The sequence below is a fragment of the Shewanella sp. BF02_Schw genome, assembly GCF_014596695.2.
GTDB lineage: Bacteria > Pseudomonadota > Gammaproteobacteria > Enterobacterales > Shewanellaceae > Shewanella.
Map to the genome: position 1 here is coordinate 260,615 of NZ_JABKAW020000005.1, position 14,793 is coordinate 275,407.

The 14,793-nt window shown below is 41.1% G+C and carries 13 protein-coding genes; all 13 read left to right on the top strand.

Going from position 1 to position 14,793, the window contains the following annotated elements:
* Nucleotides 1-52: 52 nt before the first annotated feature.
* Nucleotides 53-523 carry a MerR family transcriptional regulator gene (locus tag HNW13_RS18720; RefSeq protein ID WP_192114699.1) on the top strand — a complete coding sequence of 157 codons (471 nt, stop codon included), beginning with the start codon at nt 53-55 and terminating at the stop codon, nt 521-523.
* Nucleotides 523-2,769 carry a heavy metal translocating P-type ATPase gene (locus HNW13_RS18725; RefSeq protein WP_192114698.1) on the top strand — a complete coding sequence of 749 codons (2,247 nt, stop codon included), beginning with the start codon at nt 523-525 and terminating at the stop codon, nt 2,767-2,769. Before HNW13_RS18720 ends, HNW13_RS18725 begins: the two co-directional genes overlap by 1 nt.
* Before the next feature lie 10 nt (nt 2,770-2,779).
* A complete protein-coding gene (locus HNW13_RS18730) occupies nt 2,780-3,130 on the top strand; it encodes a cupredoxin domain-containing protein (RefSeq protein WP_192114697.1) in 351 nt (116 codons plus the stop codon).
* Between the two features lie 210 nt (nt 3,131-3,340).
* The gene (locus tag HNW13_RS18735; RefSeq protein ID WP_192114696.1) at nt 3,341-3,706 is read left to right on the top strand and encodes a cation transporter; all 366 of its coding nucleotides are present in this window, start codon (nt 3,341-3,343) and stop codon (nt 3,704-3,706) included.
* Nucleotides 3,707-3,876: 170 nt separating this feature from the next.
* Nucleotides 3,877-4,263: a hypothetical protein gene (locus HNW13_RS18740; protein ID WP_208062938.1), complete on the top strand. Its 387-nt coding sequence runs from the start codon at nt 3,877-3,879 to the stop codon at nt 4,261-4,263.
* 123 nt (nt 4,264-4,386) lie between these two features.
* On the top strand, nt 4,387-5,820 hold the full coding sequence (locus HNW13_RS18745; RefSeq protein ID WP_192114694.1) for a TolC family protein: 1,434 nt from the start codon (nt 4,387-4,389) through the stop codon (nt 5,818-5,820).
* Nucleotides 5,817-7,355 carry an efflux RND transporter periplasmic adaptor subunit gene (locus HNW13_RS18750; protein ID WP_192114693.1) on the top strand — a complete coding sequence of 513 codons (1,539 nt, stop codon included), beginning with the start codon at nt 5,817-5,819 and terminating at the stop codon, nt 7,353-7,355. The genes HNW13_RS18745 and HNW13_RS18750 overlap by 4 nt, the downstream gene beginning before the upstream one ends.
* Before the next feature lie 2 nt (nt 7,356-7,357).
* On the top strand, nt 7,358-10,489 hold the full coding sequence (locus HNW13_RS18755) for an efflux RND transporter permease subunit (RefSeq protein WP_192114692.1): 3,132 nt from the start codon (nt 7,358-7,360) through the stop codon (nt 10,487-10,489).
* Between the two features lie 190 nt (nt 10,490-10,679).
* Complete coding sequence (locus HNW13_RS18760; RefSeq protein ID WP_194956075.1) at nt 10,680-11,066, top strand: hypothetical protein; 387 nt, start codon at nt 10,680-10,682, stop codon at nt 11,064-11,066.
* A gap of 137 nt (nt 11,067-11,203) precedes the next feature.
* Complete coding sequence (locus tag HNW13_RS18765) at nt 11,204-11,719, top strand: DUF411 domain-containing protein (protein WP_192114691.1); 516 nt, start codon at nt 11,204-11,206, stop codon at nt 11,717-11,719.
* Entirely contained in the window at nt 11,716-13,689 is a 1,974-nt protein-coding gene (locus HNW13_RS18770) for a copper resistance system multicopper oxidase (protein WP_192114690.1), read from the top strand. Before HNW13_RS18765 ends, HNW13_RS18770 begins: the two co-directional genes overlap by 4 nt.
* A gap of 11 nt (nt 13,690-13,700) precedes the next feature.
* Nucleotides 13,701-14,414 carry a copper resistance protein B gene (locus HNW13_RS18775; protein ID WP_192114689.1) on the top strand — a complete coding sequence of 238 codons (714 nt, stop codon included), beginning with the start codon at nt 13,701-13,703 and terminating at the stop codon, nt 14,412-14,414.
* Between the two features lie 115 nt (nt 14,415-14,529).
* The coding region (locus HNW13_RS18780; protein ID WP_208062940.1) for a copper resistance protein CopC at nt 14,530-14,793 on the top strand (264 nt) is incomplete at its 3' end.

Here is a 14,793-nt window from a genome sequence, read left to right on the forward strand (position 1 = left end):
ATCGAACCGCAAATTGGTGTCTGAAAATAAATTTAGTGTTTTCAGAGGTTTTATGAAGGTTAATCAATTAGCTAAAAAACTCAATGTAACCAGTGACACGGTCAGATTTTATACTCGTATAGGTCTACTTTCTCCCTGTAAGTCACCTGATAATGGATATAAATATTATGGCGAGAAAGATTTGAGCCGTATGCAATTTATCATAAGTTCTCGTCAGCTTGATTTTTCGGTTGAAGAAATTAAGTTGATTTTTTCTAACACTGACCATGGTGAAAGTGCATGCCACCTTGTACGTGAATTAGTAAAACAAAAGTTAGATGAAACTGAAGAACAATTTAATAAAACAATGAAATTAAGAGCAAGACTTTTTCAGGCCGTTGAACAATGGTCAACTATGCCAGATAACTTGCCTACAGGAAATATGGTTTGCCATTTGATTGAAGGTACCCACCAAGCTAACCTTCCTACAGCAAGTGTTCCTCAGCATAACAAGGTTACCTTAACATCAACGGAGGTTAAGTAATGGATCACACTACACACTCACCTATGCAACTCAATATCCTCGGCGCAGGCTGCGCGAGTTGTGTTGGCAAAATTGAAAAAGCGATTAACAGCGTGCAAGGCGTTGATTCGGCCGAAATGAACTTTGCCGACAGAACGGTACTGGTTACGGGTAAAGCGTCTGCTGAGTTGATTATAAAAGCGGTAGAAAATGCCGGTTATAACGCCACTCAAATACAGGCGGAGTCGGCAGAAGATGCCATGAACGAGAAAGAACAGGCTGATTTACAACATTATAAAAGTTTATTGCGCCATACCTTTATCGCATTGTCCGTCGGTATTCCGTTGATGATTTATGGACTTTTTATTGGCGAAATGACGGTATCAACCCTATCAGAGCAAGTGGTGTGGGGACTGGTTGGTGTGGTGACTCTGGCCATTATGCTGATCTCCGGTAGGCATTTTTATATCGGTGCCTGGAAATCATTTTTAAACCATAATGCCAATATGGACACCCTCATCGCCTTAGGAACCGGTACAGCTTGGGTTTACTCGATGTTGATTGTTGCATTTCCACAATTATTTCCCGAGATGGCAAGGCATGTTTACTTTGAAGCGACCGCAATGATTATTGGTTTAATTAATCTCGGTTTAGCACTCGAAGTTAAAGCTCGCGGTAAAACCTCAGAAGCCATTAAGCGTCTCATTGGCTTGCAAGCTAAAACGGCTCGGGTTATCCGTGATGGAAAAGACCTCGATATCGACATTGCCCATGTATTACTTAACGATCACGTTAGAGTTCGCCCAGGCGAAAAAATCCCCGTCGATGGAGTGGTTATTGAAGGTAACAGCACCATTGATGAATCAATGTTGACCGGTGAGCCAATGCCGGTTGAGAAAGTGCTTGGTGATGATGTGGTCACTGGTACTTTGAATAAATCAGGATCAATCATATTTAAAGCCACTCGTGTAGGTAAAGATACCGCACTGGCGCGCATTATTAGCATGGTCAAACGGGCGCAAAACTCTAAGCCGCCAATTGGACGTTTAGCTGATGTTATTGCCGCTTACTTTGTGCCAGCCATTATGATCATCGCCATAGTCAGTGCCATGGTGTGGTTTAACGTTGGCCCTGAGCCATCGAGCGTATTTGCCATCGTGTCAGCAACAACGGTATTAATTATTGCTTGTCCTTGTGCGCTAGGACTCGCAACGCCAATGTCGGTCATGGTCGGCGTAGGTAAGGCGGCTGAATCAGGGGTGCTTATTCGTAACGGTGAAGCATTGCAAACCGCGTCTAAAATCACCGCCATGATATTAGATAAAACTGGCACCATTACCGAAGGTAAACCGCAAGTTACCGATATTATTTTGGTTAAAGCCGACAGTGAAGAGCAGGTACTTGCCTTGTCTGCTGGAATTGAAAGTCACTCAGAACACCCATTAGCTCAAGCCATTGTTGAAAGCGCACATGCTAGAGGCATTGATGCGATTAACACAGAACACTTTACTGCCATTTCGGGCAAAGGTGTCGAAGCTGAAGTGGATGGGCAGATATTATTATTTGGTAATAAAAAACTGATGCAAGACAAACACATTGATATTGGTCTTCATGAAGCAAAAGCTCAAATATTAGCAGAAGAGGCTAAAACACCAATGTATTTGGCACTTGCTGGAAAGTTGCTGGCCATTATTGCGGTATCAGATCCGATAAAGCCTGATTCAATCGAAGCGATTGCGAGACTGAAACGCAGTGGCATTAAAGTGATTATGTTAACCGGAGACAATAAAGCGACCGCAGCAGCAGTGGCTAAAAAAGTCGGTATTGATGACTTTTTCGCAGAAGTCATGCCAGAAGATAAAGCCAATAAAGTGGCAGAACTTCAGCAACAAAATGAAGTGGTAGGTATGACCGGCGATGGCATTAATGACGCCCCCGCATTAGCGTTAGCCGATGTCGGCTTTGCTATTGGAACAGGCACAGATGTAGCGATAGAAAGTGCTGATATTACCTTAATGCGTGGATCACTTCATGGCTTAGCCGATGCGATAGCCATTAGTAAAGCAACGCTGCGCAACATTAAACAAAACTTGTTTGGTGCATTTATTTATAACGTTGCGGGTATTCCCTTAGCGGCAGGTGTGCTTTTCCCTGTTTTTGGTATTTTGTTAAACCCAGTGATTGCCGGGGCTGCGATGGCCTTTTCATCGCTTACCGTCGTCAGTAACGCCAACCGTTTACGTCTGTTTAAAGCCAAAGAACACTAGGAGGCTTAACATGTTAATTAATTTACTGTGTATCGCATTAATCGGTTTTATCATTTGGTGGTTTTGGCTGTATAAACCATCAAATGAAACTAAGGTTGATGCCAGCACATCGATACTGGTTAAAGACGGGGTGTATTCGCCTGCAAGAATTAACATTAGCGCCAATACGCCGACAGAAATAACCTTTTTACGCCAAGATAAATCCGGATGTTCCGCCACAGTCTTGCTACCCGACTTAGAGATTAGCCAGGATTTAGCGCTGGATAAGCCAACGACGATAGCCTTACCGGCACTAGAAAAGGGTGAGTATCCATTTCATTGTCAGATGCAAATGTATAAAGGCGTATTGATTGTTGAATAATCACTAGTTACCTATAAGTATTTTTCAATATGTTGGTATCAATGATGAAGATAATTGCAGCACTAGAATGTGCATTTTTTAACTTTTAAATCAAAACTTTGATTCTAACCTATGCGGTTTACCTCTTAGGTTAGAAAATTGGCCGTTTTTTTAATTACCTTTTACCTAAATCATCAGAATAATGATGAGTTAATGATTAAGAGAGGCATTATGAGTGATTTTGAACATAGACCGGGCGTTAAAGAAGCCACTTTAGTTGTCAGAAACCTAAGATTAACTGGAGTGGATAATCAAAATTTAGAAGCATTACTGACTGAGATCGACAAACTGTTCGGCATAGACGAAGTTATTTATAATGACAAATCGGGATCTATTTATCTAGCCTATGATGCCAGTCATATCAATTTAGAAGGTATTGAAGAGGTTATCAGAGTGCATGGTGCTAGTATTCATAACGATTTTTGGACTCATGTAAAGGAAAGTTACTACCAATTTGTGGATCAAAACATCAAAGATAATGCCAATCATCAACCACATAGTTGCCACAAACCCCCACCAGGATCCAAGATAAGATAAGACAATTAGATGTTAATTTTTATCGATACTGACTATCTTTTGTAAGAGCTTTCGAAGTGTGATCTATGTCAAGTATCAGTAGTTTAAAGTAAAAAAACACTACAGTTAACTAGGATGATTTAGTCAAGTTGAGTTAACATTAATAGCACTAATTATATTGGAGTTTTATCTTGAGTCGTATGCGAATTATCACCGTGATGCTTATCTTGATGACATTTGTCAGTCAAGCTTTTGCGTCTGTGATTTTGCCATGCCCCTCTGATATGAATTCAATGTTAAGTAAATCAAATCCAGTGAATACCGCTGCGACTAACGCTTGCCATCACCAATTAACATCAGATGCTGATGCCGTTAAAACACTTACAGCAGACACTGCTGATTGTTGTGATAATCAATGTGATTGTCCGATAGGTACTTGTTTTTCAATTGCCCTTGAAATGAAAATTGTCCAATCAGTAACTATCTCAAGTTTGAGTAGTTTTATATCTGGTTTGACTCAAAATACGACTCCGCAATATAACTCTTCTTTATATCGTCCTCCAATATTTTCTTGTTAGATAGGAAAGGCTTGATCAATTTTTGATCGCCTTCCTGTTCATTTATCTTTTTTAAAATAAATTAACAAGATATTACCTTTGTTCGAATTCAATTCGAGCATTGGTGATTAATTTGGAGGCTTTATGTCTTTAATTTACAAGAAATTGGGTGAAATTTACACTCAATATATTCTAATAGTAGTAATGTCCTTTATTGGTATTAGCGCTGCGGTATATGCGGCAGAACCAGTACAGACATTATCACTGGAAGAAGCAGTTTATCTCTCTCAATCAAACGATCCCTGGTTAGTCAGTAATCAATTTCAACAAGATGCTATTAAATCTGAAAGTATCGCGGCAGGAACCTTACCAGATCCAAAAATCAGTGTTGGTTTAGCTAATTTGTCCATAAACACTTTTGATTTTGGACAAGAAGCAATGACTCAAATGAAAATTGGTGTCACTCAAATGTTTCCCCGTGGGGATAGCTTAAGTTTACGCCAACAACAACTTGAGTTAACGGCTGAGCAATATCCTTTCTTAAGACAAGATAGACGAGCAAAGTTAAGTGTCACCACAGCTCAAATTTGGTTTGATGTATATAAAGCGCAAGAAAGCATTGCACTGATTGAGCGCAATCGTAACTTATTTGAACAACTATCAGATGTTGTTAAAGCAGGGTATTCATCTGCTTTAGTTAAATCTAATCAGCAGGATATTATTCGTGCTCAGTTAGAGGTGACCCGTCTTGAAGATAAGCTGACCGTTTTGGCTCAGCAAGAAGATATGTTTAAACAGAAATTATCTGAATGGGTGGGTAAGGCATTTGTTGATGAATATCGAATAGATCATGAACAAGATTATGAGCTGTTATTTTCGACGTTTACCGTCCCTAATATACTTCCTCAAATTAAACTAACGAATCCTAATCTTTATTTCGATGAGGAAAAAAGCCAACATTACCAACAGGCTCTGTATGAAGCGTTCTCTGTTCATCCACTCATTTCAGCATTAGAGCAAAGGATTGAATCAAGCCGAAAAGGTGTCGAGTTAAAAAAGCAATTGTACAAGCCTGAATGGGGTGTAAATGCTGGATACAGTTATCGAGGCGATGATCCTATGGGTAATTCTCGCGACGATTTGCTATCAATTGGCGTGAGTTTTGATTTACCAATATTTACTTCGTCAAAACAAGACAAGCAAGTTCAAGCCGCTATTTATCAATCTGAATCAATTAAAACGGAAAAGTGGTTACTGCTTCGAAACATGATGGCGTCATACGGTACTGCGAAAGCGCAACTTCTTAAATTGGAACAACGTCAGACACTCTACAACGATTTTTTATTACCTCAAATGCAAGATCAAGCTGATGCGTCACTAACGGCTTACACAAATGATAAAGGTGATTTCGCTGAAGTCGTACGTTCCCTCATTGCTCAATTAAATACTCAATTAGATGCTTTGGCCATTAACGTTGATTTACAGAAAGTTAAGGTTCAATTGAACTATTTTTTTACCCCTAAAGTGGGTCCAGTTAGTATCTCGCATGAATCGTATGTTGATGGAGAAGCAAAATGAACAGCAATTTGAAAATGATCAGCATATTAGTTATCGGTATTCTTACTGGTATTAGTGCGACAATCCTATATACACCACAGAATCAAGTAGTTTCAGAGGACAAAGAAAAAGCTAAGCCATCATATTGGGTCGCACCTATGAATCCTAATTTTCGTAGCGATAAACCCGGGAAATCACCCATGGGTATGGACATGATACCAGTGTACGAAGATGCAGCTGGCTCGACAGATTTTGGGCCGGGAGCCGTTACTATATCGCCAGCTGTGATTAATAAACTGGGTGTACGCACAACTGAAGTCACTTTAGGTACACTTCAAAATAATATTAAAACAGTGGGTTATGTTCAATATGATCAAGACCACCTTATTTATATTAATCCTAGGGTAGATGGATGGGTTGAAGAATTATATGTCAAGGCTGCTGGTGATCCGGTTATTAAAGGACAACCTATATATTCAATTTACTCTCCAGCTTTAGTTAACGCGCAAGAGGAAATGTTACTCGCATTAAATCGAAAAGATCAGCGCCTAATTACAGCATCTGAAGAACGATTAAAAGCGTTACAAATACCAAGCTCGGCAATTCAAGCGCTACGTAAAAATAGAACGGTCAAACAAAATATTACATTTTATGCTCCTCAAAGTGGAGTGATTGATAATTTGAATATACGGGAAGGATCTTTTGTTAAACCGGGTATGACAATGTTTTCAATTGGTTCATTATCACAGGTATGGGTCGAGGCCGAGATTTTTGAACGCCAAGCCAACATGGTTAAAGTTGGGCAAATTGTTGAAATGAAATTAGATTATTTGCCTGGTCAATTTTGGCAGGGCAAAGTTGATTACGTCTATCCGACATTAGACAGTAAAACAAGAACGTTAAAAGTGAGATTACGTTTCGATAATACCAATGCGGCATTAAAGCCAAATATGTTTGCACAAGTGTCGATCAAAACATTAAGTGATGAGGACGTATTACTGTTACCAAGGGAGGCGGTTATTAGAACCGGAAACTCTGATCGAGTAGTACTTGCTCTCGGTGAAGGTAAATATAAATCTGTTGCAGTGACAGTAGGGCGATTAGATGATGACAGTATTCAAATTGAATCAGGGCTGTATGAGGGCGATGTTGTCGTCTCATCTGCACAGTTTTTATTGGATTCAGAATCAAATAAAACCTCGGATCTTAAACGCATGACAGCACATGAAGATGAGCAATCCGATATCCAAGCCATCACCTCTGATACCGCCTGGGTAGAAGCAAAAGTAAATAGTCTTATGGCTGCACATCGAATGATTAATGTGGACCATCAAGCTGTCAGTGAATGGGATTGGCCATCAATGACCATGGATTTTACCGTTGATGACAGTGTGGACTTCTCTGTATTTACCGTTGGTACTGTGCTTCATATTGAATTAGAAAAAACATCAGATGGCGCGGTAAAAGTGGTGGGTATACGCACTCCTAAAATCACTGATGAGGTTTCTAATACAACACATGAAGCTGATCATTCAGGAATGGAATCGGGAGAATAGCCATGATTGAATCAATTATACGTTGGTCTGTTGCGAACAGATTTTTTGTCTTGCTTGCCAGTGCTATTCTCGTCGGCGCGGGTTTATTTTCACTTAAAAATACCCCTATTGATGCTTTGCCTGATTTATCTGATGTTCAGGTAATCATTAAAACAAGTTATCCAGGTCAAGCCCCTCAAGTGGTAGAAGACCAAGTGACTTATCCATTAACGACAGCCATGTTATCGGTGCCAGGTGCAGTAACGGTCAGGGGCTTCTCATTTTTTGGTGATTCATATGTCTATGTCATCTTCGATGAAGAAACCGATTTATATTGGGCTCGTAGTCGTGTGTTGGAGTACCTCAGTCAAGTCGTTTCAACGTTACCGGATAATGCAAAACCTCAATTAGGCCCTGATGCAACAGGAGTGGGCTGGGTATATTTATATGCACTCGTCGATAGAACAGGTAAGCACGATATTAGTGAGTTACGCAGTCTACAGGACTGGTTTTTAAAGTATGAATTACAAACTGTCCCTGGCGTGTCTGAAGTGAGCGCTCTAGGCGGGATGGTCAAACAGTATCAGATTAAGGTAGACCCTGATAAATTACGTGCCTTTGGCATACCTTTAACGGCTATTCAAATGGCGATTAACCGTGGTAATCAAGAAATTGGTGCCTCAGTTGTCGAAATTGCTGAAGCAGAATATATGGTTCGCGCAACAGGGTATCTTGAGAGTAAAGAGGATATAGGAAACATCCCTTTAGGCGTTAACAATAATGGTACACCATTACTATTAAAAGACGTTGCGGATATAGGGACTGGACCGCAAATGCGACGAGGCGTTGTCGATCTCAATGGTGAAGGTGAGACGGTTGGCGGCATTATTGTGATGCGATTTGGTGAAAATGCACAAAAGACTATTGATGGCGTTAAAGCTAAATTAGAGACATTGAAGAAAGGTCTTCCTGAGGGCGTGGAAGTAGTGACCGTTTATGATCGCAGTGGTTTGATTGAGCGAGCTGTATCAAACCTAGGGTTTAAACTATTAGAGGAATTTTTAGTCGTTGCTTTAGTCTGTATGGTCTTTTTGGCGCATGTAAGATCATCACTTGTAGCGATTGTTAGTTTGCCTGTTGGTATTTTAACTGCATTTACTATCATGCACTTACAAGGTTTAAATGCCAATATAATGTCTTTAGGTGGTATTGCTATTGCGATTGGCGCCATGGTCGATGGTGCCATCGTCATGATTGAAAATATGCATAAGCATATGGAACGAACGCCATTAACGCCTGAAAACCGTTGGCAGATCGTTGCGCGATCTGCCAGCGAAGTTGGCCCTGCATTATTTTTTAGTCTACTGATTATTACTGTTAGTTTTTTACCGGTATTTACCCTCGAAGCACAGGAGGGAAGGATGTTTTCACCACTTGCATTTACTAAAACTTACGCAATGGCTGCATCGGCAGCGTTAGCTATTACCTTAGTACCAGTGCTAATGGGATACTTTATTCGGGGAAAAGTGCTTCCTGAACATAAAAACCCCGTTAATCGATTGTTAACTGCGGCATATATGCCTGTGCTGAAAACAGTATTGGCATTTCCAAAGATAACCCTCCTATTTGCGTTATTTGTGCTGGCTATTGGTGTTTGGCCGCTAAATAAAATTGGTAGTGAGTTTATGCCTCCATTAGATGAAGGCGATCTAATGTATATGCCAACAACTTACCCTGGTATTTCTATTGGTAAAGCTCGAGAGTTAGTGCAACAAATGGATAAGTTGATTTACACCGTGCCCGAGGTTAAAACCGTTTTTGGCAAAGTTGGCCGAGCAGATTCGGCAACGGATCCAGCACCTTTGACAATGGTGGAGACGTTTATTCAACTTAAGCCAAAAAGTGAATGGAGAGAAGGCCTGACGACTGAGAGTTTAAAACAAGAATTAGACTCTTTAGTTAAGTTACCCGGTGTGACGAACGCATGGGTAATGCCCATTAAAACCCGAATTGACATGTTAGCGACAGGGATCAAAACGCCTGTAGGCATTAAAATTGCAGGCCCTAGTCTCAATGAAATTGAGCAAATAGGTAAACAATTAGAGGAAATTCTAAAAAATGTTGAAGGGACTGCGTCAGTATATGCTGAGAGGGTTGCAGGTGGACGTTATATCAAAGTTGATATCCAAAGGGAAAATGCAGCCCGGTATGGTTTAAATATAGCGGATGTTCAACAAGTTGTGGCTACAGCGATCGGTGGTATGAATATTTCACAAACAGTTGAAGGCTTAGAGCGGTATCCTATTAATTTACGCTATCCTCAGGATTATCGTAATTCTCCTGAAGCATTAGCTTTATTGCCTATTGTCACTCCGCAAGGTTTGAGGATTTCTTTGGGGGATGTAGCGGATATTGTTATTGAAAATGGACCACCAGGCATTAAAAGTGAAAATGCTCGCCTTAATGGTTGGGCTTATATTGATATTGATGGTGTCGATATCGGTAGTTATGTTGAAATAGCCCAAAAAGTTGTCAGTGATAAACTGGTACTACCCGCGGGTTACTCTATTACTTGGGCTGGTCAATATGAATATATGGAAAGGGCTAAAGCAAAGCTTACTTACGTAGTGCCATTAACGTTATTTATTATCATTATTTTATTGTTTATGAATTTCCGCAATGTTGTTGAGGTCGGGATTATTGTAGGAACATTGCCTTTTGCTATGGTGGGTAGCATCTGGTTAATGTATCTACAAGGTTTCAACTTTTCAGTTGCTGTAGGGGTAGGGTTTATTGCATTGGCGGGTGTCGCTGTCGAAATTGGTGTCATTATGCTTGTCTATTTAAACCAAGCTTATAGAGAAGCGATTGATCATAGTTCGCAGCAACTAGAAACGTTTGATGAACTAAAGTTGACTCAATCTGTTATTCAAGGTGCAGGTATGCGTGTACGTCCTGTAATGATGACCGCAGCGGCAATCATAGCAGGGTTATTACCGATCCTTTATGGTACAGGAACAGGTTCCGAGGTGATGAGTCGAATTGCTGCGCCAATGGTAGGCGGAATGGTCAGTGCAATCATACTGACACTATTAATTGTTCCTGTTGTGTTCTTCTTATGGCGTCGTACTCAATTGAGACATGAGAAACGATAGTGTTAAGTTGATTAGAATATCGATGCAGATAAAACTATCTGCATCGATTTATTTTATGTTTAATTGATTTTAATTCTAGTTATTAGAATGATGTTCTAATAACTATTTAATGTAACATTGTTAATAAAATATTCATTGCTAAACTAAGATTTTCTTATTATCATTATTCTATAATCATTGGAGATATATTTTGCGTAGAGTCCATTTAATCATGATGTTTGTTTTACTGACGTTCGTCGGTCAAACTTTTGCATCTGCGATTATGCCTGGTACTATGCCAATGAGTTCAATGACGACTTCAAATATGCCTGCTGAAAATGGCAAAGCATGTCATGACGCTAGTATGCAAATGGATATGCAAATGGATATGCAAATGGATATGAATGATGGTGCGGATGATAGTTGCTGCGCCCAAGCGTGCCATTGTCCTGTCGGTTCATGTTTATCAGTCGCTTTAACGATGGCAATGCCAACGCTTAAATCAGAAGTCAGCTTAGTTAATTCTGCAACAATGTTTACCTCAGCACTAATGCCTCAGTATTTTTCATCTTTATACCGTCCTCCAATATTTGCCTAACATAGGCACAGTTACGCCTTTTTTTTGCTAACTGTCCTAGCCAATCATGTAGTTTCAATTTTTTAACTTTTTCGGTTAATAAACTGACATTAAACCGCGTTGTTTAATGTGACGAAATTTGATTTGGAGGCAATATTATGTCTGCTCTATATCGCAATTCTATTCGTTTTTTTCGTGTCATAGGTACTATTTTTATTCTGCAAATTATGGGAGGGATGTTACCTGCCCATGCAGCGGAGCCCGACACTACGGCGCCATTACTCACTGTTTATAAAGATGCCAATTGTGGCTGTTGTGAGAAATGGCTTACTCATATTAGTGAGCGTGGATTTAGTGTTGATGCCTACAATATTAACAACCTTTATGAGTTTAAACTGTCAAAGGGTATTCCTGCTTCAATGCAATCTTGCCATACCGCAGTGTCATCTCAAGGTTATGTGTTTGAAGGGCATATCCCTGCAAAATTCATTAGTCGTTTTTTAGCCTCCCCCCCTAAAGATTCTATCGGCCTAACCGTACCCGCTATGCCTGTGGGCAGCCCTGGTATGGAGTATCAGGATAAATTTATGCCATACCAAGTCTTACTGTTGAAAAATGATGGCAGTAGCCAGGTATACGCCCAAGTGAACTCGCTTGAGGAGTCTGTACAATGAAATCGCAATACATGATAAAACCCATGATTCAAACGACAAACAGTGAACTCAACAACAGCCGACGCCGGTTTGTGTTTGGTGCATCCGCCATGTTGGCATTGATGTCGATCCCTTTCCCTAAAAATGCCGTTGCCAATGCGTTAAGCCAATCGTTGAGCCAGCTCTCTGGCAAAGTGTTTGACTTATCAATTGACTATAAAATGGTTAATTTTACCGGGAAATCTGCTCGAGCGACTGTGGTAAACCAATTACTGCCCGCGCCGTTATTACGTTGGAAAGAAGGTGAAACAGTCACCTTAAGAGTAAAAAACAATCTCGACCATGATAGCTCTATTCACTGGCACGGTATTATTTTACCCACCGAAATGGACGGTGTGCCTGGCTTTAGCTTTGATGGCATTAAACCCGGTGAAACATTTGAGTATCAATTTACCGTCCAGCAAAGTGGCACATATTGGTATCACAGTCATTCAGGCTATCAAGAACAAACCGGTTTATTCGGCGCTATTGTGATTGATCCTGCAACCCCCGATCCGATCATATATGACCGTGACTATGTGATCATGCTGTCTGATTGGTCTGACGAAGCCCCTGAAAACATTTATGCCAAATTAAAGAAACAAGCCGATTACTATAATTACCGTGAGCGTACGGTAATGGATTTTTTCTCTGACGTGAATAAAAATGGCTTAGCCAATACCTGGAACGCCCGTTCGATGTGGAATAACGCGCGCATGAGTGACACAGATATTTCTGATGTGACTGGTTCAACTTACACCTATTTAATGAATGGCAACCCTCCACAACAGGGCTGGCAAGGGTTGTTTGAACAAGGTGAGAAAGTGCGCTTGCGCTTTATTAATAGTTCTGCAATGACCATATTTGATGTGCGTATACCGGGTCTCAAAATGAGTGTTGTTGCCAGTGATGGTCAGAACATTCAACCGGTATCTGTGGATGAATTTCGAATAGGTGTTGCTGAAACCTACGATGTGGTTATTGAGCCAGAGGTTGATAATGCCTACTGTATTTTTGCTCAGAGTATTGACCGCACCGGCTTTACGGTAGGTAACCTTACCTCAGATGCCAGTTTACATGCTCCTATTCCCCCAATGGATCCTAGGCCAGTGCTTGGCCACAGTGATATGGGCATGGACATGAATGGCATGGACATGAATGGTATGGATCATAGCAAGATGGACATGGGCGGCGGTGAGATGTCAGGCATGGACCACAGCAAGATGGCTATGGGTGGCGGTGATATGCCCGGCATGGATCATAGCAAGATGGCTATGGGCGCAGATGATATGTCAGGCATGGATCACAGCAAGATGCCTATGGGTGGCGGTGATATGTCAGGCATGGATCATAGCAAGATGGCTATGGGCGCTGCGAAAGCGACAGTCTCAGCCCTAGGGCTTGCAGGCTTTGGCAGTAACAATGAAATTAAACACATTGATACCGAGTTTGGTCCACAAGTGGATATGCGTGCCGATGCCCCAAAAAGTGGCTTACATGATCCTGGTATCGGGCTGCGCGACCATCAACAACAATTCAACCGTAAAGTATTAACTTATGGCGATATTAAAGGCTTACATCCTACTTACGACACGCGCCAACCAAGCCGCGAAATTCAACTGCATTTAACCGGCAATATGAACCGATATATGTGGTCTGTGAATGGAGTGAAATTTATGGACGCCGCGCCATTAGAGTTTGAATACGGAGAAAGGCTGCGGATCACCTTAGTTAACGACACGATGATGACTCACCCTATGCATTTGCATGGTATGTGGAGTGAGTTAGAGACAGGCGACCCTGATTTTATTCCACGTAAGCACACGGTATTAGTTCAGCCGGGCTCTAAGATCAGTTACTTAGTCACCGCCGATGCCAAAGGGCAATGGGCATATCATTGCCACTTGTTATTCCACATGCCAGGCATGTTCAGAAAAGTCGTGGTGAAATAAGGGGAATACAGATGAATAAAACGAATTTAATGGCCTTGGGACTGTTGAGTCTGAGCGCCACATTGACCAGTACAGCTGTGTTTGCCGGCGGTAATGATGACCCTCTATTAACAAAAGTCATGCTGGATCAATTTGAAAAAGGCGTTGATCCGCAAGATCCTACCCAGTTTAGTGCACAAGCCTGGTTAGGTTACGATTTGAATAAGTTGTGGCTTAAAACTGAAGGTGAATATTCAAATAGTGATAAACAAGATTTTGAAATTCAGGCTCTTTACAGTAAGCCCATCGCACCATACTGGGATGTACAATTCGGTATTAAAACCGATATCAAACCTACGCCGAACCGTAATTGGGCTGTGATTGGGGTTCAAGGGTTAGCGCCATATTTTTTTGATATTGACGCGGCCTTATTCATAGGTGACCAAGGCCGTACGGCTATGCGTTTGAGTGCGGAATATGAACTGTTAATCACTCAAAAATTGATATTAACACCTGAAGTAGAAGTTAATTTATTTGGTAAGGACGATGCAGAACTTGGAATAGGCTCAGGCTTATCTGACGTCAGTGCAGGGCTGCGATTGAGATATGAGATTGTTCGAGAGTTCGCGCCCTATATCGGTGTGGATTGGCGTCAGAAACTCGGTAATACCGCCGATTACGCCCGAATTGAAGGGGAGGATACACAAGAAACCCAGTTTGTCATTGGTTTTAGAGCGTGGTTCTAAGACCTCGTTCGTACACTGAGTTTTAAGCTTGGCGCCAAGATGCTAGATAAGCCAATATTTAATCATTTATATAAACCGTTTTTCAATTGTTATAAACAATATAAAAGGAAATATCATGAAATTATTTAACAACGTTTTAGTCGTAACAAGTCTATTCCTGAGTGCTTCAGCATTTGCTCATGTCGGACTGGGCAGTTCTATGCCCGCTAACGGAGCCATGCTAAGTCAAGCCCCAACAACCCTTGAACTGACCTTTACGGCTCCGGTACGTTTAGTCAAATTAACAATGCAAGATGAGAAGCAGCAAAGCGTACCGCTAACATTACCTTCAAGTGCGACCAGCCAAGCAGCATTTTCATTCGCTCTACCAGCATTAAGT